Source organism: Streptomyces sp. NPDC002851 (assembly GCF_053591935.1).
In genome coordinates this window covers 1-25,368 of the sequence record NZ_JBSFUT010000020.1, presented here as the reverse complement: position 1 = coordinate 25,368, position 25,368 = coordinate 1, and the positions used below count along the sequence as shown (strand labels likewise).

Annotated in this window: 17 protein-coding genes; 12 read left to right on the top strand and 5 right to left on the bottom strand. The window is 71.6% G+C overall.

Features of this window, described 5'->3' with window-relative positions:
• The first annotated feature begins 75 nt into the window (after window positions 1–75).
• Window positions 76–1,254: an adenylyltransferase/sulfurtransferase MoeZ gene (gene moeZ, locus ACWD10_RS21585; RefSeq protein ID WP_451093320.1), complete on the top strand. Its 1,179-nt coding sequence runs from the start codon at window positions 76–78 to the stop codon at window positions 1,252–1,254.
• Between the two features lie 87 nt (window positions 1,255–1,341).
• Here the strand turns inward: moeZ and ACWD10_RS21580 are convergent, their stop codons facing one another.
• From ACWD10_RS21580 to ACWD10_RS21565, 4 genes are all read right to left on the bottom strand, one after another.
• Window positions 1,342–2,886 carry an alpha/beta hydrolase gene (locus ACWD10_RS21580; protein ID WP_451093318.1) on the bottom strand — a complete coding sequence of 515 codons (1,545 nt, stop codon included), beginning with the start codon at window positions 2,884–2,886 and terminating at the stop codon, window positions 1,342–1,344.
• 59 nt (window positions 2,887–2,945) lie between these two features.
• Window positions 2,946–4,550, bottom strand: coding sequence for an alpha/beta hydrolase (locus ACWD10_RS21575; RefSeq protein WP_451093316.1), 1,605 nt, complete (start codon window positions 4,548–4,550; stop codon window positions 2,946–2,948).
• Between the two features lie 158 nt (window positions 4,551–4,708).
• A complete protein-coding gene (locus ACWD10_RS21570) occupies window positions 4,709–6,244 on the bottom strand; it encodes an alpha/beta hydrolase (protein ID WP_451093314.1) in 1,536 nt (511 codons plus the stop codon).
• A gap of 175 nt (window positions 6,245–6,419) precedes the next feature.
• Entirely contained in the window at window positions 6,420–9,314 is a 2,895-nt protein-coding gene (locus ACWD10_RS21565) for a lysylphosphatidylglycerol synthase domain-containing protein (RefSeq protein WP_451093312.1), read from the bottom strand.
• 194 nt (window positions 9,315–9,508) lie between these two features.
• Here ACWD10_RS21565 and ACWD10_RS21560 point away from each other — a divergent pair, with 194 nt between their 5' ends.
• From ACWD10_RS21560 to ACWD10_RS21530, 7 genes are all read left to right on the top strand, one after another.
• Complete coding sequence (locus ACWD10_RS21560; RefSeq protein ID WP_451093310.1) at window positions 9,509–9,925, top strand: MGMT family protein; 417 nt, start codon at window positions 9,509–9,511, stop codon at window positions 9,923–9,925.
• A gap of 335 nt (window positions 9,926–10,260) precedes the next feature.
• Complete coding sequence (locus ACWD10_RS21555) at window positions 10,261–13,686, top strand: ATP-dependent helicase (RefSeq protein ID WP_451093308.1); 3,426 nt, start codon at window positions 10,261–10,263, stop codon at window positions 13,684–13,686.
• Between the two features lie 109 nt (window positions 13,687–13,795).
• Window positions 13,796–14,491: a hypothetical protein gene (locus ACWD10_RS21550; RefSeq protein WP_451093306.1), complete on the top strand. Its 696-nt coding sequence runs from the start codon at window positions 13,796–13,798 to the stop codon at window positions 14,489–14,491.
• 119 nt (window positions 14,492–14,610) lie between these two features.
• A complete protein-coding gene (locus tag ACWD10_RS21545) occupies window positions 14,611–18,093 on the top strand; it encodes an ATP-dependent helicase (protein WP_451093304.1) in 3,483 nt (1,160 codons plus the stop codon).
• A 10-nt stretch (window positions 18,094–18,103) separates the two neighbouring features.
• Window positions 18,104–19,606 carry a dipeptidase gene (locus ACWD10_RS21540; protein ID WP_451093302.1) on the top strand — a complete coding sequence of 501 codons (1,503 nt, stop codon included), beginning with the start codon at window positions 18,104–18,106 and terminating at the stop codon, window positions 19,604–19,606.
• 76 nt (window positions 19,607–19,682) lie between these two features.
• Window positions 19,683–20,624 carry an NAD(+) diphosphatase gene (gene nudC / locus ACWD10_RS21535; protein ID WP_451093300.1) on the top strand — a complete coding sequence of 314 codons (942 nt, stop codon included), beginning with the start codon at window positions 19,683–19,685 and terminating at the stop codon, window positions 20,622–20,624.
• 38 nt (window positions 20,625–20,662) lie between these two features.
• Complete coding sequence (locus tag ACWD10_RS21530; protein ID WP_451093298.1) at window positions 20,663–21,109, top strand: OsmC family protein; 447 nt, start codon at window positions 20,663–20,665, stop codon at window positions 21,107–21,109.
• A gap of 78 nt (window positions 21,110–21,187) precedes the next feature.
• Here the strand turns inward: ACWD10_RS21530 and ACWD10_RS21525 are convergent, their stop codons facing one another.
• Window positions 21,188–21,430, bottom strand: coding sequence for a mycoredoxin (locus ACWD10_RS21525; RefSeq protein ID WP_381829955.1), 243 nt, complete (start codon window positions 21,428–21,430; stop codon window positions 21,188–21,190).
• Window positions 21,431–21,474: 44 nt separating this feature from the next.
• Between ACWD10_RS21525 and ACWD10_RS21520 the strand changes: the two genes are divergently transcribed.
• The 4 genes from ACWD10_RS21520 (at window position 21,475) to ACWD10_RS21505 (ending at window position 25,155) form a co-directional block, all read left to right on the top strand.
• Window positions 21,475–23,796, top strand: a complete 2,322-nt coding sequence (locus tag ACWD10_RS21520) for an ATP-dependent DNA helicase UvrD2 (protein WP_451093296.1) — start codon at window positions 21,475–21,477, stop codon at window positions 23,794–23,796.
• A gap of 170 nt (window positions 23,797–23,966) precedes the next feature.
• Window positions 23,967–24,296 (top strand): hypothetical protein, encoded by a 330-nt coding sequence (locus ACWD10_RS21515; RefSeq protein WP_451093294.1) that lies wholly within the window; start codon window positions 23,967–23,969, stop codon window positions 24,294–24,296.
• A gap of 173 nt (window positions 24,297–24,469) precedes the next feature.
• Window positions 24,470–24,835 carry a WhiB family transcriptional regulator gene (locus ACWD10_RS21510; RefSeq protein WP_451093292.1) on the top strand — a complete coding sequence of 122 codons (366 nt, stop codon included), beginning with the start codon at window positions 24,470–24,472 and terminating at the stop codon, window positions 24,833–24,835.
• Window positions 24,832–25,155, top strand: coding sequence for a hypothetical protein (locus tag ACWD10_RS21505; protein WP_451093290.1), 324 nt, complete (start codon window positions 24,832–24,834; stop codon window positions 25,153–25,155). Before ACWD10_RS21510 ends, ACWD10_RS21505 begins: the two co-directional genes overlap by 4 nt.
• The last annotated feature ends 213 nt before the right edge of the window (window positions 25,156–25,368 follow it).

Sequence of the window (25,368 nt, the reverse complement as noted above, 5' to 3'; positions counted from 1 at the left end):
TGGCAGCGTTACGGGTAGATGTCCCCGCCAAGCGGCGGGGCTGTCCCCGGTCCGAACACGACAGACGGAGTCCCCGTGTCGCTGCCACCCCTGGTCGAGCCAGCTGCTGAGCTCACCGTAGACGAGGTCCGCAGGTACTCCCGCCACCTGATCATCCCCGACGTGGGGATGGACGGGCAGAAGCGGCTGAAGAACGCCAAGGTGCTCTGTGTGGGCGCGGGCGGCCTGGGGTCGCCCGCCCTGATGTACCTGGCCGCGGCCGGCGTCGGCACCCTCGGCATCGTGGAGTTCGACGAGGTCGACGAGTCGAACCTGCAGCGCCAGATCATTCACAGCCAGGCCGACATCGGCCGTTCCAAGGCGGAGTCGGCCAAGGACACTGTCCTCGGCATCAACCCGTACGTCACGGTGAACCTCCACAAGGAGCGGCTCGAGGCCGACAACGTGATGGAGCTGTTCAGCCAGTACGACCTGATCGTCGACGGCACGGACAACTTCGCCACGCGTTACCTGGTCAACGACGCGTGCGTGCTCCTGAACAAGCCGTACGTGTGGGGCTCGATCTACCGCTTCGACGGCCAGGCGTCCGTCTTCTGGAGCGAGCACGGCCCCTGCTACCGCTGCCTCTACCCGGAGCCCCCGCCCCCCGGCATGGTCCCGTCCTGCGCCGAGGGCGGCGTGCTCGGCGTGCTCTGCGCGTCCATCGGCTCGATCCAGGTCAACGAGGCGATCAAGCTGCTCGCCGGTATCGGTGACCCGCTGGTCGGCCGCCTGATGATCTACGACGCCCTGGAGATGCAGTACCGCCAGGTCAAGGTCCGCAAGGACCCGAACTGCGCGGTCTGCGGTGAGAACCCGACGGTCACCGAGCTCATCGACTACGAGGCGTTCTGCGGCGTCGTCTCCGAAGAGGCCCAGGAGGCCGCTTCCGGCGCCACGATCACTCCGAAGCAGCTCAAGGAGTGGATCGACGAGGGCGAGAAGATCGACATCATCGACGTCCGCGAGCCGAACGAGTACGAGATCGTCTCCATCCCGGGCGCCCGTCTGATCCCCAAGAACGAGTTCCTGATGGGCGGCGCCCTCCAGGACCTGCCGCAGGACAAGAAGATCGTCTTGCATTGCAAGACGGGTGTCCGCAGTGCGGAAGTACTCGCGGTACTGAAGTCCGCGGGCTTCGCCGACGCCGTGCACGTCGGCGGCGGCGTCATCGGCTGGGTGAACCAGATCGAGCCGGAGAAGCCGGTTTACTGAGCGCTATCTTGCGGACGACGTTCCGCACCGTTGCACGAGCCCCGCAGGTCGCCCCTGCGGGGCTCGTCCTCAATCGCCGGACAGGCTCTATTTGCAGGTCTTACCGTCCTGCGGCACCTTCCCGTCCAAGAGGTACGCGTCCACCGTGGCAGTCGCGCAGCCGTTCACGCCGTACGTGCCGTGCCCCTCGCCGGTCACGGTGAGCGTGACCCCGACGTCCTTACCGAGCGCGTCGGCCATGTTCTTCGCGCCCTCCACCGGGGTCGCCGGGTCACCGGTGTTGCCGATCACGAGCATCGGCGCGGCACCCTTCGCACCCACCTCCGGGGTGGCGCGCTCGCCCTTGACCGGCCACTCCGAGCAGCCCGGCAGGCCCCAGGCCAGTGCCTCGCCGAAGACCGGGGACGCCTTCTTGTACGCGGGCAGGTGCTTCTTCACGTCGGCGACCGTGAACCGCTCGTTGGTGTCGACGCAGCTGATCGCGGCGTTCGAGGGCTGCTGGGTGCTGTAACGGCCCTGCTGGTCCCGGCCGTTGTAGTAGTCGGCGAGGAAGAGCAGCGTGGCGCCGCTGCCCGCCTTGGCCTCCTTCAGGCCCTGCGTGAGGTACGACCAGGTCTCCTCGTTGTAGAGCGCGGCCGCGATGCCGGTGGTGGCCATGCTGCGGGTGAGCTTGCGGCCGCCGAGGACGTCGATGGGCTGCCGCTCCAGCTTCTCCAGGAGGTCGACGATCTCCTGGGTGCCCTTCTTCGGGTCCTTGCCGGTGGACTCGAGGTAGTTGTCCAGGGCCAGTTGGAAGCCCTTGACCTGGCCGATGGCCGACTCGACGGTCGATTTCCCCGGGTCGACGACGGCGTCCAGGACGGCGCGGCCGACGCGCTTGGGGAACAGGTGGGCGTAGACGCCGCCGAGTTCGGTGCCGTACGAGATGCCGAAGTAGTTCAGCTTCTCGTCGCCGAGCGCCTCGCGGAGCAGGTCCAGGTCGCGGGCCGCGTTCTCGGTGCCGAGGTGCGGCAGCAGCTTCCCGGAGTGCTTGGCGCACGCCTGCGTGAACCGCTTGGTGTCGGCGACGAGTTGCTTCTCCTCGGAGGCGGTCTCCGGGACGCTCTCGTCCGCGGCGAGCAACTCGTCCAGGGACCGGTCGTCCAGGCAGGTCACACCCGCGCTCTCACCGACCCCGCGCGGGTCGAAACTCACCAGGTCGTAGCGGGAGTTCAGCTTCTTGTAGTCGGCGGCGGCCAGCGGCAGCGTGAACACCCCGGAGGCGCCGGGGCCGCCGAAGTTGTAGACCAGGGAGCCGATCCGCTTGTCCGGATTTGTCGCCGGCTTACGGATCAGGGCCAGGTCGATCGTCTCGCCCTTGGGCTTCTCGTGGTCGAGGGGAACCCGCATCGTGGCGCACTCCCAGGCGCCGCCGGGCGCCTTGCCGCCGCCCTGCGCCACGGACGGCGCCTCGCACGGCTGCCAGTCGAGCCCCTCGCCCGCCGCACCGCCCGATGCGCCCGGCTTCGCGGCGTCCCCCGCGCCGACACCGGGTCCGCCGCTACAGGCGGTCAGGGTGACCGCGGTGAGCAGCGCCGTGGCCACCAGGGCGGCCGGGCGCCGACGGGGTATGACGGGTTGCGTATCGCTCATCCTGGGAGATCCCCCCTGTATGGCAGCCCTGTATGGCAGCGCTCGCTGTGGTGGCTGCGTCAGGTGCAGATCTTCCCATCGGCCGGGACGCGGCCGGACAGGAGGTACGCCTCGACCGCGCCGTTCACGCAGCCGCTCGGCCCGCCGTACGCCGTGTGCCCCTCGCCCTTGTACGTGAGCAGGACGCCGACGCCGTCCCCGAGCTCGTCGACCATCTTCTCCGCGCCCTCGTACGGGGTCGCCGGATCGCCCGTCGTGCCGACGACCAGGATCGGGGCGGCACCGGGCGCGCTCACTTCCGGGGTGCGGTGCTTCCCGGCGACCGGCCACCGGTGGCACCAGCCCGCCGTGTCCCAGCCCAGATACGCGCCGAAGACCGGCGAGATCCGCTCGAACTCGGGCAGCGCGGCGCGCGCCTCGGCGGCGGTCGGTCGTTGTGCGGCGTCGGCGCACGAGATGGCGCGCTGCGCGTGGCCCGAGGTGCCGTAACGCCCGGACGGATCACGGTCGTTGTACTGGTCGGCGAGGCGGAGCAGGCCCGCGCCCTCGCCCTGGTCGGCCTCGTCGAGGGCGGTGGTCAGCTGGGGCCAGAGCGTCTCGGCGTACAGGGCCTGGGTGATGCCGGTGAGGGCCAGGGCCTCGGTGAGGCGGCGCTCGCCGTCCCCGGGCAGCGGCTTCCGGTCGATCCGGGCGAGCAGATCGGCGAGGTCCCGGCTGCCCTTCTTCGGATCCTTGCCGGTGGACCTGAGGTAGTTGTCCAGGGCGCGCTGGAAGCCGGTGGTCTGGTTCTTGGCGTGGCCCATGAGGTCGGCGCTCGGGTCGACGACGCCGTCCAGGACGAGCCGTCCTACGTTCTCAGGGAACAGGTGGGCGTAGACACCGCCGAGGTGGGTGCCGTACGAGTAGCCGAGATAGTGCAGCTTCTTGTCGCCGAGCACCCGGCGCATCAGGTCCATGTCGCGCGCGGTGTCGACGGTCGAGAGGTGGCCGAGCACCTTGCCGGAGCGGCGTGCGCAGCCCGCGCCGAACGCGGCGGCGTCCGCGAGGTACGCCGCGGTCTCCGCGGGCGTGTCCGGGGTGAGGTCGACGGTGGCGTGCGCCCGCTCCGTCTCCTCGTCGCTGCGGCAGCGCACGCCCTGGCTGGCGGCGACCCCCCGCGGGTCGAAGCTGACCAGGTCGTACCGCTCGGCCAGGGCCGGGTAGCCGTCGGCGAGCCGGGGGAGCCGGGCGACCCCGGAGCCGCCGGGCCCGCCGAAGTTGAAGAGCAGGGATCCGATCCGGCGGCTCTTGTCGGTGGCCGGTCGGCGGATGAGGGCGATGTCGATGGTCTTGCCCCGGGGCTCGGCACGGTCGAGGGGCGCGGTCATCGTGCCGCACTGCCAGGGGGCGCCGGGGGCCGGGGCGGGGCCGCTGGGTGTGGGTGTGTCCTGGCAGGGGCCCCAGTGGAGTTTCTGGTCGGTGAGGGATGCGGGGAGCGGAGGGGGTTCGGGGGTGGGGGAGGACGAGGCGGGTGGGCGGGATGTGTCGCGGACGGGTTCGTCGGGCGGCGGGCTGCTGTTCGTACAGCCGACGGTGAGTGTCGCGGTGAGCAAGGCGGTGGTCGCGTACCGCAGGAAGGGGGTGAACCGCGTGGCCCCGCCCTTGAACCCGCTGGATCCCGCCATGACCGCGCCCCCTCGCAAGCCCCCCGCTTCGACAGTCCCGTCATGGTAGGGGCGGTTTCCGTGGACCGCCGTACTGAAGTGGAGACGGCGGCCACGGACCCGTCGGCCCGCCGTAACAGAAGAAGAGCCGGAGTACCGACGGCCTCTATCGACGGCCGCTACGGACAGACGGTCCCCGCCTTCGGAGTCTTCCCGTCGAGCAGATAGCCGTCCACGGCCCGGCGTACGCACGGGTCCCCGCTGTCGTACGCGCCGTGTCCCTCTCCGTGGTACGTCAGCTCGATCCCGACGCCCTTGCCGAGCGCCTCGGCCATCTTCTTCGCGCCCTCGAACGGTGTGGCCGGATCCCCGGTGTTCCCGACGACGAGGATCGGAGCGGAGCCCGGAGCGCTCACGTCCGGGTGGTTACTGGCGCCGTCCACCGGCCAGTCGGTGCAGCTGATCATGCCCCAGGCGAGGAAGTCACCGAAGAGCGGCGACACCTCGCGGAACTCGCCGAGCCGCGCCTTCACGTCGGCCACCGAGTACCGCTGCTTGGAGTCCGCGCAGTTGATGGCCACGTTGGCGGCCTGGAGATTGCTGTACGTGCCGTCCGGGTTGCGGCCGTTCAAGGAGTCGGAGAGCGCGAGCAGGGTCCGCCCGTCGCCGTCGTACGCCTGCTCGAGGCCGTCGGTCAGGTACTGCCAGAAGTCCTTGGAGTACAGCGCCTGCGCGATGCCGTTGGTGGCCGCGGTCTGGGTCAGCCGCCGCACGCCCGAGCCGGGCAGCGGCTTGGCGTCCAGGTCCTTGAGCAGCCGGGCGATGCGGGCCTGTACGTCCTCGGGGGTGTCGCCGACCGGGCAGTCCTCGGCCTGGGACGTGCAGTCCTTCGCGTAGTTCTCCAGGGCCTGCTGGAAGCCCTTGGCCTGGCCGAGCGAGCCCTGCTCGGGCGACAGGGTGGGGTCGACGACGGCGTCGAAGACGGCGCGGCCGACGTTCTTCGGGAACAGGTGGGCGTAGACGCCGCCGAGTTCGGTGCCGTACGAGATGCCGAAGTAGTGCAGCTTCTTGTCGCCGAGCACCTCGCGCATCAGGTCCAGGTCGCGGGCCGCGTCGGTGGTGTGGACGTAGGGGATGACCTTGCCCGAGTTGTCCTCGCAGGCATCGTTGAACTCCTCCACGCCGTCCAGGAGTTCCCGTTCCTCCGCGGCGTCGTCGGGGGTGCCGTCCTGCTGGAAGTACTCGTCCAGCTCGTCGTCCGACGAGCACTGCACCGGGTCGCTGTGGCCGACCCCGCGCGGGTCGAAGCTCACCAGGTCGTAGCGGCTGTGGAGGGTCTCGTACGTGTCGCCGAAGGCGGGCAGGGTGGTCACGCCGGAGCCGCCGGGGCCGCCGAAGTTGAAGATCAGGGAGCCGATCCGCTTGTCCTGGTCCTTCGCCTTGGCCCGGATCAGCGCGATGCCGAGGGTGTCGCCCTCCGGGTCGTCCCAGTCGAGCGGCGCTTTCATCGTGGCGCACTGCCAGGTGGTCCCGCCGGGCAGCGGGGACGGTGCGTCGCCGCCGCCTTGGAGCGGGTCGGGTGCCGGGCAGTCCTTCCAGTCCAGTTTCTGGGCGCTTAGGTCCTCGTCGCTGTCGCCGCAGCCCCCGAGTGTGACGGCCAGGAGGACGGCCGAGGCGAGGGCAGCGGTGATACGGGTACGGGGCGGGGTCGGCATGCGTCCATCCTGCGCCGGGGGCAGGGGGTGCGCTTGGGGTGCGGGCCGTACAGGTGACCGGGGCGGGATCATCCGAGCAGCCGCCTCGCTGCCTCGCCGCCTCCGCGCCCGTCGCCTGGTTCAGCTCTACGAAGGACGGCGCTGCGAAGGACGGCGCTGCAAAGTATGGCCGCCCCTACAGCGCACCCTTGCGCGTCAGATGGTTGAAGGACAGCCACCCCGGAAGGACCGGCAGCCAGAGCGTGAGCAGTCGGTACAGAAGGACGGCCGGGTACGCGACCTCCTTCGGCAGGCCGATCGCCACCAGGCCGAAGATGAGCGTCGCCTCGACCGCGCCCACACCGCCGGGCGTCGGCGCCGCCGAGCCGAGCGCGTTGCCCGCGAGGAAGACCACGGCGACGCTCGCCAGGCTCAAGGACACCGTGTCGTCACCGGAGAACGCGCGCACCGAGGCGTACAGGCACAGCACGAAGGCCCCGGTGAGCAGCAGCATCCCGCCGATCCCGGTGAGCAGCTTCTGCGGCCGCTGCAACACGTCCAGCATGCGCGGCACCACACCCGCGAACAGCGACCTGATGCGCGACACCACGAACTGGCGCAGGAACGGAATCGCCGTCACCACGAGCACGAGCACCGCGACCGTGAGCAGCCCCGCGATGACCGTCCGGGACGGCGTCAGCTCCGGCGTCTTCTCGGTCCCCGTCAGATAGCCCATGGTCAGAAGCAGCAGGATGTGAGAGCCGAGGCCGAACAGCTGCGAGGCACCCACCGACGCCACCGCGAGCCCGGAGCGCACCCCGGCCCGTTGCAGGAACCGGGTGTTCAGGGCCACACCGCCGACCGCCGCCGGTGCCACGATCTTCACGAACGACCCGGCGACCTGCGCCGCCACCGTCCGCACGAACGGCACCCGCTCCGGCACGAAACCGAGCAGCGCCATCGCCGCCGCGATGTAGCTGAACGCCGAGAACGCCACCGCCGCGGCCACCCAGCCCCACTTGGCCTCGCGGAACATAATCCCGAAGTCGATGTCGGCGAGCTGCGACAGCAGGAAGTACGCGCCGATCGCTCCCGCGATGAAGCTGATCAGCGTGCGCGGCTTGATCCGCTCCAACTGGGCCGGTTCCACCGGCGCCTGCGGCCGGATGAGCAGCACCTGGTGGCGGATCTGGGTGAGCAGATCCTCCTCGCGGGCCGCTTCAAGGGCCTCCTCGATCGCCCGTTTCTCGGCCTGCTTCTCCGCCTTGGTGACCTTGCGGTCGGGCGCCGCCGCGCCCGTGGTGTCCGTCGTCGTTTCCGCGGTCTCGACCGCTTCCGTCGCTCCTGCTGTTCCTGCCGCTCCTGCCGCTCCTGCCGTTCCGGCTGTTCCTTCAGTGCGCACGTGTTTCGACCGGCGGGACGCCTCAAGGACCGCCTCGCGCTCCCGCTGGGCGCGTTCGCGGCCGAGCCTGCGCAGCGTCGCGCGGGTCGACCGGGACAGCGCGATCGGCTGGAGCAGCGGCAGACAGTCGGCGACCGCGTCCGGGCCGAGCGCGTCGACCGCCGCGGCCACCGCGCGCTCGGCACCCACGCGGAGCCCGAAGGTGGTGAGCAGCTGCGCGATGTCCATCCGCAGGATCAGATCACCGGCCGCGATCTCGCCGCCGCGCAGATCCGTGATGATCACCTTGCCGGAACGATCCACCAGGATCGCGTCCCCGGCGAGCCGCCGGTGGGCGATCCGCCGTGACTGGAGCGCCGCCACCTGTAGCCAGGTGTCGCGCATCAGCTCGTCGGTGATCGCCTCGTCCGGCAGCGCGTCCAGGGTCTGGCCGCCCAGGTGCTCGTAGACGAGCATCACGGCGTCCGGGCCGAGCTCGGAGGTCGCGATCAGCTTCGGCGCGTTCGCCCCGGCCGCGATCGCCGCGTACGACAGGAGCGCCTCCTGCTCCAGGGCCTGCCGCAGCGACTGGAGGCTGCGCCGGGTGGTGATGCCGCGCAGCGTGAGGCGGCGCCAGACCCGGTAGAAGAAGCCGTGCGCCTGCTGCTCCCGGTCCACCACGGTGACGTCCAGGGGCGGGCCGTCCTCCAGGGTCACGAAGTAGCGGCGGCCCCGGTCACCGGCCTCGGTGGCCTCCGGGATGTCCGCGGTGCGGGCCGCGCCGACCGGGCGGAAGCCGACGTGCCGCAGCCCGGCGAGGAGCGTCTGCCCGGTGGGCCGTACGTTCGGCGAGCCCACCGCGTACAGCGTTCCGTACGCCACGGTCCAGCCGATCAGCACCGTCAGGATGATCGAGAACGGTGTGGTGAGCCCGGCGACCAGCATCGACAGGGCGTCGAGCAGCAGCACCGTCCACAGCACGAACCGCCAGCGAGGTCTTCGGGACATCCCCACCGCGGTCATATACGCGATGACGGGCGCGAGATAGCCGTGCACCGGGTCGCTGAGCGTGCCCGCGTCCTCCGCGAGCGGCCGGGTCAGGGCGTCCTGGATCGAGCCGGGCGCGGCCTTCGCCACCCACAGGTCGGTGGCGAGCGTCACGCCGTGCGCGAGCACGGCCGCGAGCACGCCGTCGGCGATCCGCAGCCCGTCCCGCTTGATCAGCCGCTCGATGGCGAACGCCACCGGCACCAGGAGTACGGCGATGCTGGCGCTCAGACCCGCGAACTTCAGGAGGAGGTCGGGCGCCTGCTCCGTACCTTTGTTGATGTCCTGTTCGAGCCCGGACGTGGTGCCGTGCGCGAACGCGGCGACCGCCAGGACCAGGCCGATCGCGAGGATGCCGACGAGCAGCCGCATCAGGTCGGACGGCCGGTGCACGCGCGCGGGAAGCAGCGGTTCGTCCCCTTCGACATGGTCGACGGGGTGCCCGTGGTTTCCGTCGTCGGCCGGGCCGTCGGTGGCTGGCGGACCGTCGTCGGTGGGCGGACCGTCCTCGCCCGGAGGGTTCTTGCCGGTCGTCGTGGGGCTGCCTTCGGCCGGGGAACCGGTGTCCGGGCGCGACGGAGCGTCAGAGGTGCGCTCGTCCTTCGGGGGCTGCACTCCCTGATCCTTCTCCGTCTGTTCCGACGCTTTTTGCTCTCGTATCACCAGTCACCGCCCGCACGATGGTGGCACGAAGGACCGACAACGCAGGGCATCAGGGGCCCGTGAACGGTCCGGCCGGTCCCGTGGTACGCACCGCGGTGCCTTCCAGGGTGCCCCCGACCGCGCCACTGGAGGTACTCCGGCCGGAGTGCGGGAGCCCGCCCGGGCTGTCGGTGGCGTGCGGCAGGATGGACGGAATGAGCATGGACGGGACGACGACTGAGGAACCGCCGGAGCTCCCGGCGTACGCGGAGCGGGTGCTCGACGTCGCCGAGCGCATCCCGCCGGGCCGCGTGCTGACCTACGGCGACATCGCGGAGTGGCTCGAGGAGGGCGGGCCCCGGCAGGTCGGGCGCGTGATGGCGCTGTACGGCGGGGCCGTGCCCTGGTGGCGCGTGGTGCGCGCGGACGGCGTGCCGCTGCCCGGGAACGAGCTGCGCGCCCTGGAGAACTACCGCGCGGAGGCCACCCCGCTGCGCACCACCGGCGACGGTGAGCACCGGGTCGACATGCGGCGGGCGCGCTGGGACGGCGCAGGCTACGCCTCGGGCGGCGCCTCGGCCGACGGCGCGGGCGACGCCTCGGGCGACGGTGGGGCGCGGGCTCACACATGACAGCTTCCGCCATGCGCAGGCGCCGCGGGCGCCCGGTGGCCCGTACGAGGGAAGCGGCGGAAGCCGTCGACGCGGAGGGATCGGCGAAAGCGGCGGAACCGGCAGAGCCGCCGCGGCCCTGTCGTCGCGCGTCAGGCGGGAGTTTGACGACAGGGCCGCACCCCCCGCGGCCCCTGGCGTAGCGTCGGGCACGGCAGTCACCGCGCCGCCGCCCCGCGCACGGCGTCCCCCGACGGCAGCCCCGATCGCGGCCGTGACAGGCCGCACCGCCTCGACCGCATCTCGACCCACCGAGTCTCCGCTCTCCAGCACACCCACCAGGACCGGCGATCCACGTGAGCTCCTCTTCTTCCGACCGGCACGCTCCGGACGCGTACCCGCGTCAAGGGAGGCCCGGTACGTACCGACTGGTGCGCACCACGCCGGAACCGGTGGATCCCCCCCGTCTGGACGCACCACAGCGCGCGGTGGTTGACCACCCCGGCGGCCCCCTCCTGGTCCTCGCCGGACCAGGCACGGGGAAGACGACCACGTTGGTCGAGGCGGTTGCGGCCCGGATCGCGAAAGGCACGGACCCCGAGCGGATCCTGGTGCTCACCTTCAGCCGCAAGGCCGCCGTCGAACTGCGCGACCGCATGTCCCTGCGGATCGGCGGCGTCCTCGCGCCGCAGGCCACCACCTTCCACTCCTTCTGTTACGCCCTGGTCCGCGCCCACCAGGACGCCGATCTCTTCGTAGAACCGCTGCGGCTGCTCTCCGGCCCCGAACAGGACGTCCTCGTACGCGAGCTCCTCGAGGGCCAGCCCGACCTGGAGAAGCACGGCCACGCGCGCGTGCGCTGGCCCGACGAGCTGCGCGCCTGCCTGACCACGCGTGGCTTCGCCGACGAGGTACGCGCCGTGCTCGCCCGCAGCCGCGAACTGGGCCTCGGTCCCGCCGCCCTGGCCGACTTCGCCCGCCGTACCGGCCGCCCCGACTGGGGCGCGGCGGCCGGGTTCCTCGCCGAGTACCTCGACGTCCTGGACGCCCAGGGCGTGCTCGACTACGCGGAGCTGGTGCACCGGGCCGTGCTCCTCGCGCACCGGCCGGAGGTCGCCGACCAGTTGGCGGCCCGGTACGACGCGGTGTTCGTGGACGAGTACCAGGACACCGACCCGTCCCAGGTGCGCCTTCTGCATGCCCTCGCGGGCGGCGGCCGTTCCCTGGTCGCCTTCGGCGACCCGGACCAGTCGATCTACACGTTCCGGGGCGCCGACGTGAACGGCATCCTCGACTTCCCCGACACCTTCCGGCGCGCGGACGGCGGCCCGGCCCCGGTCGAGGTCCTCACGACGTCCCGCCGGGCCGGAGCGGGCCTCCTGGAGGCCACCCGCCGGATCACCCAGCGGATGCCGCTGCCCCGGCTCCCCGCCGAGCAGGTGCGGCGCCACCGGGCGCTGAATCCGGTACGCGACGGCGGCCGCACCGACGTCCTCACGTTTCCGACGCCGGGCACGGAACTGGAGAACATCGCGGACATCGTGCGCCGCGCCCACCTGGAAGACGGCATCCCCTGGTCCGACATGGCCGTCCTGACCCGCGCGGGCTCCCGCAGCCTGCCCTCGTTGCGCCGCGCCCTGACAACGGCGGGCGTTCCGGTCGACATGGACGGCGACGATGTGCCTCTGCGGGCGGAACCAGCGGTGGCGCCACTGCTGGCGGCGCTGCGGGCGGCGGCGGAGGGGGCGTTGGGGACCGCGCCTGCTCCTTCTTCTGTGGGCAGTGATTCCGCTCCCGGTTCCCCTGCCCTTTCTGCTGTGCCCCCGGTGCCGAGCGCCCAAGCGGACAACGTCGTGCCGGACGCCCCTGACGGCACCCCGGACCACGGCACCCCGACCTGGCTCAGCACAGAAACGGCCCTCACCCTCCTCACGTCCCCCCTCGCCGCCCTCGACCCCACCGACCTGCGCCGCCTGGCCCGAGCCCTCCGCGATGAGGAAAGGGCCGCGGGCAACCCCGTCCCGCCCTCCTCCGACGACCTCCTCGCACGGGCCCTCGCCGAGCCCGAACGGCTCACCGTCCACGACCCGTCGTACGCCCGAGGAGCCCAGCGCCTCGGCGCCCTCCTCAAGGAGACCCGCGAACTCCTCGCGGACGGCGGCACCGCCGAGGACGCCCTGTGGACCCTCTGGAACGGCACCCCCTGGCCCAGCCGCCTGCGCCGCGCAGCGCACCGCGGCGGCGCCGCGGGCCGCAACGCCGACCGCGACCTGGACGCCGTATGCGCCCTGTTCGCCACCGCCACCCGCGCGGAAGAGCGCACCGGCGGCCGCGGCACCCTGAACTTCCTCGAAGAGGTCGACGCCCAGGACATCGCCGCCGACACCCTCGCCCAGCGGGCCGTACGCCCCGACGCCGTACGCCTGATGACCGCGCACCGCTCCAAGGGCCTCGAATGGCGCCTGGTCGTCGTCGCCGGTGTGCAGGAGGGCCTCTGGCCGGACCTGCGCCGCCGCGGCTCCCTCCTGGAGGCGGACCGCATCGGCCGCGACGGCCTCGCCGAACCCCTCACACCGGGCGCCCTGCTCGCCGAAGAACGCCGTCTCTTCTATGTAGCCGCCACCCGCGCGCGCGAGCGCCTCGTCGTCACCGCGGTCAAGGCCGCGGCCGACGACGGCGACCAGCCGTCCCGCTTCCTCACCGAACTCGGCGTCACACCAAGGGACATAACGGGCCGCCCGCGCCGCCCCCTGTCCGTCTCCGCGCTCGTCGCCGAACTGCGCGCCACCACCGTCGACCCGCGGGTCTCGGACGGCTTGCGCGAGGCCGCCGCACAGCGCCTCGCCCGGCTCGCCGCGCTCAGCGACGAGGACGGGCGGCCGCTCGTGCCCTCGGCCCACCCGTACCGCTGGTGGGGCATGCACGAGCCGACGCACAGCGAGGTGCCGCTGCGCGACCGGAACACCCCCGTCACGCTCTCCGGCAGCGCGCTCGACCAACTCGCCAACAGCTGCGCCTTGCAGTGGTTCCTCGGCCGCGAGGTGAAGGCGGACGCCCCGGCGACCGCGGCCCAGGGCTTCGGCAACGTCGTACACGTCCTGGCCGACGAGGTCGCCTCCGGGCGCACCCCGGCCGACCTCTCGGTGCTCATGGAGCGCCTGGACTCCGTATGGGACGCGCTCGCCTTCGACGCCCCCTGGAAGTCCGTACAGGAGAAAGAGCACGCACGCGTCGCGCTCGAACGCTTCCTTCAGTGGCACTACGCGTCGAACGAGGCACGCGGCGGACGTACTCCAGTAGCGAGCGAATACGACTTCGACGTCACCCTGGACGCGGGCGGCGCATACGAGGTGCGCATCCGCGGCTCCATGGACCGGGTCGAGACGGACGGCCAGGGACGCGCCTACGTCGTCGACTTCAAGACCGGCAAACAGGCCCCGACCGCGGCCGAGGTGGCCCGCCACCCGCAGCTCGCCGTCTACCAGTTGGCCGTCCAGGAGGGCGCCCTCGACAAGGTCTTCGACGGGCGGCGCCCGGAGTCCGGCGGTGCCGAACTGGTGCAACTGCGGCAGCCCGCCGCGCAGCGGGACGGCGGCGAGACCCTGCCCAAGGTGCAGTCCCAGGAGCCGCTGTCCGGCGCCTGGGTGGGGGAGCTGCTCGCCACCGCGGCGGGCCGCGTCCTGGACGAGCGGTTCACGCCCACCACCGGAAAACACTGCACCCACTGCGCGTTCCAGGCCTCGTGCAGCGCCCGGCCCGAGGGCCGCCACGTGATCGAGTGATCGATCAGAGTGACCCTTCCCACCCCCGGAGCGGCCAATTCCGCTCGGAACGCGCCTTAAGGTCCAGGTAAGGCATCAGCGCGACCGGTACCCAGGAGGGGACAAACACATGGCAGCCACCCGGAAGTTCATGGCGACAGCAGCGGCCTGCGCGGCCGCGCTCGCCGGCGTGACCGGCTGCTTCGGCGAAAAGGACGCCTTCGACGGGCAGAGCGCCGACCAGATCGCGGACAAGGCCGTCGCCGCGATGCGGGGTACCGACTCGCTCAAGATGCACAGCACGGGCAAGCAGGACGGCAAGCCCGTCACCGTCGACCTCGAGGTGGCCGAATCCGGCACCTGCAAGACCTCCATGAACCTCGCGGACATGGGCAAGGTCGAGTCGCTCACCGTCGACAAGCAGACGTACACCAAGGGCGACGCCACCTACATGAAGAAGATCCTGGGTGAAGACGCCGCCAAGAAGGCCTCCGGCCGCTGGCTGAAGCAGCCCGAGGGCCAGGGCGGCGGCGCCGCGCAGGACTGCGCCACCGACAAGATGTTCACGTCCTCCGAACTGAAGGGCGTCAAGCGCGGCGACGACAGCGAGGTCGCGGGCAAGAAGACGGTCACGCTGGTCAAGAAGGACAAGAACCAGACCACCACCTTCCACGTCGCGGCCGAGGGCGAGCCGTACATCCTCAAGGCCGAGACCAAGGGCAAGGACCCGAGCATCGCGGACTTCACCGGCTTCAACCAGAAGTTCACGGTCAAGGCCCCGCCGGCCGACGAGATCGTCGAGCTCGAGGAACTGCTCGGATCCTGACGACAACGCCGCAGATGTGCGTGCCGGGGCTCGCGACGCCGGGATGATCCGGAAGAGAGGGCCTAGGCCCGCACCGGCTCGGCCCTGATTGTCAGAGCCCCCCCAGTAGCCTCTCTCGAGTGTCCGCACGTATCACCGACCCCGAGCAGCTCAAGCAGCTCCTCGGCATCCCGTTCACCCCGGAGCAGACGGCCTGCATCACCGCACCGCCCGCCCCGCAGGTCATCGTGGCCGGAGCCGGTTCCGGCAAGACGACGGTGATGGCCGCGCGCGTGGTGTGGCTCGTCGGCACCGGCCAGGTCGCCCCGGAGCAGGTCCTGGGGCTCACGTTCACCAACAAGGCGGCGGGCGAGCTCGCCGAGCGCGTGCGGACCGCGCTCGTCAAGGCCGGGGTCACCGAGCCCGACCCGCTGCCCGACCAGCACCCCGCGCGCGAGCCCGCCACCAACGCGTCGTACGTCGAGACGGCGGGCGAGCCCGCCATCACCGCGCCATACGTGGAGACAGCGGGCGAGCCCGCCATCTCCACGTATCACGCCTTCGCGGGGCGCCTGCTCACCGACCACGGCCTGCGCATCGGCCTGGAACCCACCGTCCGGCTGCTCGCCGACGCCACCCGCTTCCAGCTCGCCGCGCGCGTGCTGCGCGAGGCCCCCGGCCCGTACCCGGCGCTGCGCCGCCCCTTCGCCGACCTCGTCGGCGACCTGCTCACCCTCGACGGCGAGCTCGCCGAGCACCTGGTGGTCCCCGAGCGGCTGCGCGCGTACGACACCGAGCTCCTGCGCACCCTCCAGAACACCCGGCTCAGCAACGCCGACCTGCGCAAGGTCCCCGAAGCGGCCGCCGCCCGCCTGGAGCTGACCGGCCTCGTCGAGCGGTACCGCGCGGCCAAACAGGCCGGCGGGCTCCTCGACTTCGGCGACCAGATCGCCCTCGCCGCGACCCTCGCCCGCACCCGCCCCGAGGTCGGCCGGATCCTGCGCGACGAGTACCGCGTGGTGCTGCTCGACGAGTACCAGGACACCTCCGTGGCCCAACGCATCCTGCTGTCCGGCCTGTTCGGCGCGGGCACCGGCCACCCCGTCACCGCCGTCGGCGACCCCTGCCAGGCCATCTACGGCTGGCGCGGCGCCTCCGTCGCCAACCTCGACGACTTCCCCGCCCACTTCCAGTACGCCGACCAGCGCCCCGCCACCCGGTACGCGCTCAGCGAGAACCGCCGCAGCGGCGGCCGCCTCCTCGACCTCGCCAACGGCATGGCGGCCCCGCTGCGCGCCCGGCACGCGGGCGTGGAGCCGCTGCGGCCCGCGCCCGGCGCCGAGCAGGACGGCATGGTGCGCTGCGCTCTCCTTCGTACGCACGCCGAGGAGATCGACTGGCTCGCCGACTCCATCGGCCATCTCGTACGCACCGGAAAAGCACCCGGCGACATCGCCGTGCTGTGCCGCACCGCGGGCGACTTCGCGCAGATCCAGGCCGCGCTCGTGGCCCGGGACATCCCGGTCGAGGTAGTCGGGCTCTCCGGGCTCCTGCACCTGCCCGAGGTCGCCGACCTCGTCGCGGTCTGCGAGGTGCTCCAGGACCCGGGCGCCAACGCCGCACTCGTACGGCTCCTCACCGGCCCCCGGTGGCGGATCGGCCCACGCGACCTGGCGCTGCTCGGCCGCCGCGCCCGCCTGCTCGTGCAGCACGCGCGCGTGCCGGACGGCGGGGCGGACGCCGACCGGCGGCTCGCCGAGGCCGTCGAGGGCGTCGACCCGGCCGAGGTGATCTCCCTCGCGGACGCCGTCGACACCTTCCTGGAGTCGGACGGCCCGGACGACGGCCTGCCGTTCTCGGCCGACGCGCGCGTCCGCTTCGCCCGGCTCGCCACCGAACTGCGCGAACTGCGCCGCTCGCTCGCCGACCCACTGATGGACGTCCTGCACCGGGTCCTGGCCACCACCGGGCTCGACGTCGAACTCTCCGCGTCCCCGCACGCCCTGGCCGCCCGCCGCCGCGAGACCCTCTCCAACTTCCTGGACGTCGCCGCGTCCTTCGCGGCCAACGACCCCTCGGCGTCCCTGCTCGCCTTCCTCGGCTTCCTGCGCACCGCCGCCCAGTACGAGAAGGGCCTGGACAACGCCCTGCCGGGCGGCGAGAACACCGTCAAGGTGCTCACCGCCCACAAGTCCAAGGGCCTGGAGTGGGACGTGGTCGCGGTACCCGGCCTGGTGACCGGAACATTCCCGTCCGCCAAGGGCCGGGAGAAGTGGACGGCCCACCCCCAGGTGCTTCCGCACGAGCTGCGCGGCGACACGGCCACACTGCCGGACGTCACGGCCTGGGACAGCAAGGGCCTGAAGGCGTTCCACGAGGCCATGCGGGACCACCAGGAGACCGAGGAACTCCGCCTGGGGTACGTCACGTTCACCCGCCCCCGCTCCCTGCTGCTCGGCTCGGGCCACTGGTGGGGCCCGTCCCAGAAGCGCCCCCGCGGCCCGTCCGCCTTCCTCCAGGACCTGTACGACCACTGCGCGGCGGGCCACGGCGAGATCGAGGAATGGGCCGACCCTCCGGGGGAGGACGAGGAGAACCCCGCCCTCCACACAGAGACGGCCGAGACGGCCTGGCCACTGCCTCTGGACGAGACGGCGCTGGAGAGGAGGCGGGCGGCGGCGCGGACTGTGCTGGCGCACCTGGACGACGGCCGCGACGGTGCTGACCGCTGTGGGCAGTCGTTCCGCAGGGCGGAACGGGTGGGCACAGCCCACGGTGCCGAGCGCCCAAGCGGACAACCTCACCCCGGCACCCCCGAGGTCCCGCACCCCTCCCCGGCTCCCGACCTCGACCCCGCCCACCCGCACATCCCGCACCCCCTCACCCCGGAGGAACAGCGCACCATCGCCTCCTGGGACCGCGACCTGGAGGCCCTCACCACCGAACTGCACCGCTCCCGCGAGACCACCCGGGACGTCCCCGTCCCCGCCACGCTCACCGCCTCCCAGGTGCTCCGCCTCGCCGCCGACCCCGACGGCTTCGCCGAGGAGCTGGCCCGGCCCATGCCCCGCCCGCCGCAGCCCGCGGCCCGCCGCGGTACCCGCTTCCACGCCTGGGTCGAGTCCCGCTTCGAGGCCCTCGAGCTGCCCATGCTCGAACCCGACGAGCTGCCCGGCAGCGACGCCGAGATCGCCGACGAGCAGGACCTGGCCGAGCTGAAGGCTGCCTTCGAGCGCACCCCGTACGCCCAGCGCACCCCGTACCGTGTGGAGGCCCCGTTCCAGCTCGCCATCGCGGGCCGGGTGATCCGCGGCCGGATCGACGCCGTGTACCGCGAGGGCGACGGCGCGGACGCCACGTACGAGATCGTTGACTGGAAGACCGGCCGCACCGGCACCGCCGACCCCCTTCAGCTGGCCCTCTACCGGCTCGCCTGGGCCGAGCAGCACGGCCTCGACCCGCAGGCCGTAACGGCGTCCTTCCTCTATGTACGGACGGGCGAGACGGTCCGTCCCGCGCACCTCCCGGACCGGGACGAAGTGGAACGCATCCTGCTCGGAGAGCAGGACCCCGAGGGCCCGCCCCCGCCGCCCGCGGACATGACACTCGAGGCGGGCGGATAGGCTCGATGCCATGAGCAAGCCCGTTGACAGTGGCGTCAGCGCCGTCCGCGCCTACATCGAGAGCCACCGCACCGCCTTCCTCGACGACCTCGCCGAGTGGCTGCGCATCCCCTCCGTGTCGGCCCAGCCCGAACACGCCGATGACGTGCGCCGCAGCGCCGACTGGCTCGCCGCCAAGCTCAGCGGGACCGGCTTCCCGACCACCGAGGTCTGGGAGACCGCGGGCGCCCCGGCCGTCTTCGCCGAGTGGCCCGCGGCCGAGCCGGACGCCCCGACGGTCCTGGTCTACGGACACCACGACGTGCAGCCCGCCGCCCTGGCGGACGGCTGGGATACCGAGCCCTTCGAGCCCGTCATCCGCGGAAACCGCCTCCACGCGCGCGGTGCGGCCGACGACAAGGGCCAGGTCTTCTTCCACACCCTGGGCGTACGCGCCCACCTCGCCGCCACCGGCCGCACCACCCCGGCCGTCAACCTGAAGCTGCTCATCGAGGGCGAGGAGGAGTCCGGCTCCCCGCATTTCCGTGCCCTCATAGAGGAGCGCCAAGACCGCCTCACCGCGGACGCCGTGATCGTCTCGGACACCGGCATGTGGTCCGAGACCACACCCTCCGTGTGCACCGGCATGCGCGGCCTGGTCGAGTGCGAGATCGAACTCCGCGGCCCGGACCAGGACATCCACTCCGGCTCGTTCGGTGGCGCCGTACCCAACCCGGCCACCGCCGCGGCCCGCCTCGTCGCCGCCCTGCACGACGAGCACGCGCGCGTGGCGATCCCCGGCTTCTACGACGGCGTCATCGAGCTCACCGACCGCGAGCGCGCGCTCCTCGCCGAGCTGCCCTTCGACGAGGAGCAGTGGCTGCGCACCGCCAAGTCCTACGCGGCACACGGCGAGGCCGGTTACTCGACTCTGGAGCGCCTCTGGGCCCGCCCGACCGCCGAGGTCAACGGCATCGGCGGCGGCTACCAGGGCGCCGGCGGCAAGACGATCATCCCGTCCTCGACCGTCCTGAAGCTGTCCTTCCGTATCGTCGCGGGCCAGCACCCGGAGAAGATCGAGCAGGCCGTGACCGCCTGGGTCGCGGACCAGGTCCCGGACGGCATCCGGCACCGCATCACCTTCGGCGGCGCCACCCGCCCCTGCCTCACCCCCCTCGACCACCCGGCCCTACAGGCCGTGGCGCGGTCCATGGGCCGCGCCTTCGAGCAGCCGGTCCGCTTCACGCGCGAAGGCGGCTCGGGCCCCGCCGCCGACCTCCAGGACGTCCTGGAGGCGCCGGTCCTGTTCCTGGGGATCTCCGTACCGTCCGACGGCTGGCACGCTCCGAACGAGAAGGTCGAGCTCGACCTGCTCCTCAAGGGCGTCGAAACGGCCGCCTACCTGTGGGACGACCTGAGCGAGCTGAGCGACCCGAGTGACCTGAGTGACCTGAACGAGCGGAGCGACTTGAGCACCCTGAAGGACCCCCGCGATCTCGGCGACGCGGCGGTCGGCATGGGGGAGTCCGGCTGAGCCGACACCCGCAGCAGCATCGCCGTACCGCCGTACTGCCGAATAGCCCATTCCACTGGGGGAGTTGGAAGTTCCTGTGACGACCTGGACCGACCACACCGCTGACCGGCCGCTCTCGCTGACGGCACCGAGCGGCATCGACCGCGCGGCCCACCACCGGCTCGACGAGGCGTGGCTTGCGGCCGCCTGGAGCCACCCGACGACCCGCGTCTTCGTCGTGTCCGGCGGCCAGGTGCTCATCGACGACACCCCTGACGGGCGTACGGAACTGGTGATGACCCCGGCCTTCGAGGCCCCGGTCACCGAAACCCACCGCTACTTCTTGGGCACCGACGAGGACGGCGTCAGCTACTTCGCGCTACAGAAGGACGGACTGCCGGGCCGCATGGACCAGTCCGCGCGCGCCGCGGGCCTGCGCGAGGCCGGGCTGCTCCTGTCGCCGCGCGACGCGGGCCTGATGGTGCACGCCGTCGCCCTGGAGAACTGGCAGCGCCTGCACCGCTTCTGCTCGCGCTGCGGCGAACGCACCGTCATCGCGGCCGCGGGCCACATCCGCCGCTGCCCGGCGTGCGGCGCCGAGCACTACCCGCGCACCGACCCGGCCGTGATCATGCTGGTGACCGACGAGCAGGACCGCGCGCTCCTCGGCCGCCAGGTGCACTGGCCCGAGGGCCGGTTCTCCACCCTCGCGGGGTTCGTGGAGCCGGGCGAGTCCATCGAGCAGTCGGTACGCCGTGAGGTCTGGGAAGAGGCGGGCGTCAAGGTCGGCGCGGTCGAGTACATCGCCAGCCAGCCCTGGCCCTTCCCGTCCAGCCTGATGCTCGGATTCATGGCGCGCGCCACGGACCCGGCGATCGATGTCGACGGCGAGGAGATCGAGGAGGCCCGCTGGTTCTCCCGCGACGAACTCACCGCCGCCTTCGAATCCGGCGAGGTCCTGCCGCCGTACGGCATCTCCATCGCCGCCCGGCTGATCGAACTCTGGTACGGCAAGCCGCTGCCACGGCCCGTACCCTGACGCCGAAGATCGCTACGAAGAAGGGCAAGGGTGCCGCCGTGGCCGACTACCGCATCGAGACCGTCCGTACCGGCTACCGGAACTGGACGGCCCGCAACGACCGTGGCGCGGAGGTCCGCATCGCCGCTGCGGACGACGCCGACGCGCAGCCGTCCTTCACCCCCGTCGAGCTGCTTCTGGCCGCGCTCGGCGGCTGCGGAGGGCTCGTCGTGGACCGCACCGCGCGCGCCGTCGACCACGACGACCTGCGCATCGTCGTGGAATCCAGCTCTACAGAAGAAGACGACGGCCGCGTCGGCAAGGTCCGGGTGATCTACGAGCTCGACATCCCGGAGGATGCCAACGGCGGCCGCGCCGCCGACGTCTTCGCCCGCGGCGTGCGCCTGACCCACGAGAAGCACTGCACGGTCAGCCGCACCGTCGAACACGGCGCCAAGGTCGAGGCCATCCTGCCGGATGGCACGACCGGCTTCATCGGCGGCTGACCGCGCCGCCACCGGCCGCGGAACGCGCGCCGGCCCCCGCCTTACGACGGGGGCCGGAGGCAGGTACGCGGGCGAAGCTCAGGCCCCGACCTTCTGCTTGACCTGCGCGAGCGACGGGTTCGTCAGCGTCGAACCGTCCTCGAAGAGCACGGTCGGAACGGTCTGATTGCCGCCGTTCGCCTTCTCCACAAAGGCCGCCGACTCCGGGTCCTGCTCGATGTTGATCTCCTTGTACGCGATGCCCTCGCGGTCCATCTGGCCCTTCAGCCGACGGCAGTAGCCGCACCACGTAGTGCTGTACATCGTCACAGTGCCCGGCATCTCTCGTACTCCTCTGTCTGGCTTGGTGCGTGGTCGCACCGAGAGTGAACGTACGGGACCCGACCGCCATTCCCGCATTAGTACGACGAGTGCCTCACGCCTGTGGACAACCGGCGCACGGGTCACGGGGGACCTGGCAGCATGGCGGGGTGACAGCAGCAACGCACTCCACCCTCTTCCCGCAGGTGCCGGGCGCGAGCCAGTACACGGCTCCGCCGCCGGACGCCGACGCCGTGCTCGCCGGGCTAGACCCGGAGCAGCGCGAGGTCGCCACCGCCCTGCACGGACCGGTGTGCGTGCTCGCGGGCGCAGGCACGGGCAAGACCCGCGCCATCACCCACCGCATCGCCTACGGAGTACGGGCGGGCATCCTCCAGCCCGCCAGCATCCTCGCCGTCACCTTCACCAACCGCGCCGCGGGGGAGATGCGCGGCCGCCTGCGCCAGCTCGGCGTCACCGGAGTCCAGGCCCGCACCTTCCACTCGGCCGCGCTCCGTCAGCTCCAGTACTTCTGGCCCAAGGCAGTAGGCGGCGAACTGCCCCGCCTCGTCGAACGCAAGGTCCAGCTGGTCGCCGAGGCCGCCGCCCGCTGCCGGGTCCGCCTCGACCGCAGCGAGCTGCGCGACGTCACCGGCGAGATCGAATGGGCCAAGGTCACCCAGACCGTGCCCGCCGACTACCCGGCCGCCGCCGCGAAGGCGGGCCGCGAAACCCCCCGCGACCCCGCCGAACTCTCCCAGCTCTACGGCACCTACGAAGAACTGAAGCGCAACCACTCGGTGATCGACTTCGAGGACGTGCTGCTCCTCACCGTCGGCGTCCTCCAGGACCGGTACGACATCGCCGAGCAGGTCCGCGCCCAGTACCAGCACTTCGTGGTGGACGAGTACCAGGACGTGAGCCCACTCCAGCAGCGCCTCTTGGAGCTCTGGCTCGGCGACCGCGACAGCCTCTGCGTGGTCGGCGACGCCAGCCAGACGATCTACTCCTTCACCGGCGCCACCCCCGACCACCTCCTCAACTTCCGCACCCACCACCCGAGCGCGACCCTCGTGAAACTGGTCCGCGACTACCGCTCGAGCCCCCAGGTCGTCCACCTCGCCAACGGCCTGCTCGCCCAGGCCCGCGGCCGCGCCGCCGAGCACCGCCTCGAACTCGTCTCACAGCGCGAAGCGGGCCCCGAACCCGCCTACGCCGAGTACGGCGACGAGCCCGCCGAGGCCGAGGGCACCGCCCGCCGCATCCGGTCCCTCCTCGACTCCGGCGTCCCCGCCAGCGAGATCGCCGTCCTGTTCCGCACCAACGGCCAGTCCGAGCTCTACGAGCAGGCCCTCGCCGACGCCGGGATCTCCTACCAACTGCGCGGCGCCGAGCGGTTCTTCGAACGCAGCGAGGTCAAGCAGGCTCAGCATTCTCTGCGAAGCGCGGCCCGCTTCGGCGCCAACGACGCACTGCTCGACGACGCGGTGGACGTCCCCTCCCAGGTCCGCGCCGTGCTCTCCACCAAGGGCTGGACCAGCGAACCCCCGTCAGGCTCCGGCGCCGCCCGGGACCGCTGGGAGTCCCTCGCCGCCCTGGTGCGCCTCGCCGAGGATTTCGCCCGCGCCCGCCCGCAGGCGACCCTCGCGGACCTGGTGGCCGAGCTCGACGAACGGGCGAACGCCCAGCACGCCCCCACCGTCGAGGGCGTCACCCTCGCCTCGCTGCACGCCGCCAAGGGCCTTGAGTGGGACGCCGTGTTCCTGGTCGGCCTCACCGAGGGCATGCTCCCGATCGCGTACGCCAAGACCGACGAGCAGATCGAAGAGGAACGCCGACTCCTCTACGTCGGCGTCACCCGCGCCCGCCAGCACCTCACCCTGTCCTGGGCCCTGTCCCGCTCCCCGGGCGGCCGCGCCTCGCGGCGGCCCAGCCGCTTCCTGGACGGCCTGCGGCCCGGCTCCGCGGCCGCGGCCCCACGCACCGCGGGCGCCACCACCGGCGGCATCGAGCGCGGCGCCCGCCGCCGACGCGGCCCCCGGGGACCGGTGCCCTGTCGAGTGTGCGGCCGTACCCTGACCGACGCCGGTGAAATGAAGCTGATGCGCTGCGAGGACTGCCCGTCCGACATGGACGAAGGGGTCTACGAGCGGCTGCGCGACTGGCGTGCCCAACGGGCCGCCGAACTCGGCCAGCCCGCGTTCTGCGTCTTCACCGACAAGACCCTCATCGCCATCGCCGAGACCATTCCGGAGGATGAAACTCAACTTGTGAAGATTCCCGGTGTCGGAACCCGCAAGTTGAGTCGCTTCGGAGCCGATGTCCTGGCCATCTGTGCAGGTGACGAGCGTGCGGCAGAGCTCGAAGCGCCGGACGAAGACGACTGATACAAACCTGTCGAGAAAATAGTTTGCGCCCGCGCAAGGAAGACCCATAGGTTCTTAACCACGGAAACAGCGGCTTCTCCGAAGCCCTGGTTCCGTGCTGTACTTGTAGGCCTTGCACATTGCGGACCGGTTCGCGCCGGTCCCCGAGACGCCGAGAGGAGGCGATTGAAGTGATCAGCATTAACAGCAGCACCGTCAGCAGCGCCGTCGTCAAAATGACCGATCCTTCGGTCGTCGCCACGTGCCCGCTCGGCATCTCGTTCCGGGGAACCGGTCTGTCCGCCGGCCTTGCCGCCGCGCGTCCGGCTGCCCTGCTTCTCGCGGATGTTCCCGCGCGAGAGCGCAATGAGCGACCGACGAAGGCACCGGCAGCAGTAGCAGCGGCACAGGCGGACGCCTATGCCTTTGCGGCGGCCGGTGCCGGATCCCGGAAGCAGACGACGACGCAGCACCACATGTGGGCCTTCCGCGGGCTCGAACCCTGGAGTGATCCAGCCTGATCGACGATCAGGCCGGCGCCTTCAGGGCCGCGGAACCCCACCCGGGATCCGCGGCCCTTCTGTTTGTCCCGAACGGGACGAGCGGAGCGAAGGGGCCAACGGGCAAGCAGGACCTGGTACCAGCCGCCACCCGGCCGACCGGCCGGACCGACCAGACGAGGAAGACGCCAACCGTGCAGACCGAAACGCACGCCCCGTCCGTACCGCCTTCAGAGACGATCCCCCCGCCCGGCCTTCAGGAGAACACCTTGACTCCGCTCACCGCGCTCACCGCGCTCGACGACGCCATCGAGAACCTCGGCGTACCCGTCCCCTGCCGCAGCTATGACCCGGAGGTCTTCTTCGCCGAGTCGCCGGCCGATGTCGAGTACGCCAAGTCGCTCTGCCGTACCTGCCCGCTGATGGAGGCCTGCCTGGCCGGCGCCAAGGAGCGGCGTGAGCCGTGGGGCGTCTGGGGCGGCGAACTCTTCGTCCAGGGCGTGGTCGTGGCCCGCAAGCGGCCCCGTGGCCGCCCGCGCAAGAACCCGGTCACGGCATGAACGCCACCGGAACCATCGACCGTCCCCTGACGCACGACCCCATGAAGCAGGCCTCGATGAAGCCCTTCCCCAGCGAGCCCGCCGGCTCCGCGACCCCAGAGACCACACACTCCGGTGCGAACACCTCGCGCCAGAACAGGACCCGTGAGATGCAACTTCAACCCGAAGCCCTGGCTCGTGCCCATATGCACGAGCGGCTGCGTGAGGCCGAGCACGAACGCCAGGCCATCCGCCTGGTCACCGCCCGCCGCATGCAGCGCCGCGCCGAGCGCGCCTCGCTGCGCGCCCGCCGCGCCCTGGCCATGGCGGTCATGAACTGACCTGACCGCCCCTTGGCGAGTGCCCCTTGAACAAGACGCCGGTCTGATCTACCTCGTTGGTGGATCAGACCGGCGTTGTGTTTCGTGTGCTCTCCTAGTGCACGGCCGTACGACCGTGCACTAGGGCGTTTCTCTTGGATCATCGTGCGGCCCAGAGGAAGATGCCTGCGATGAGTAGTCCGGCCTGGTAGATGGCGGCGGTTTTGTCGAAGC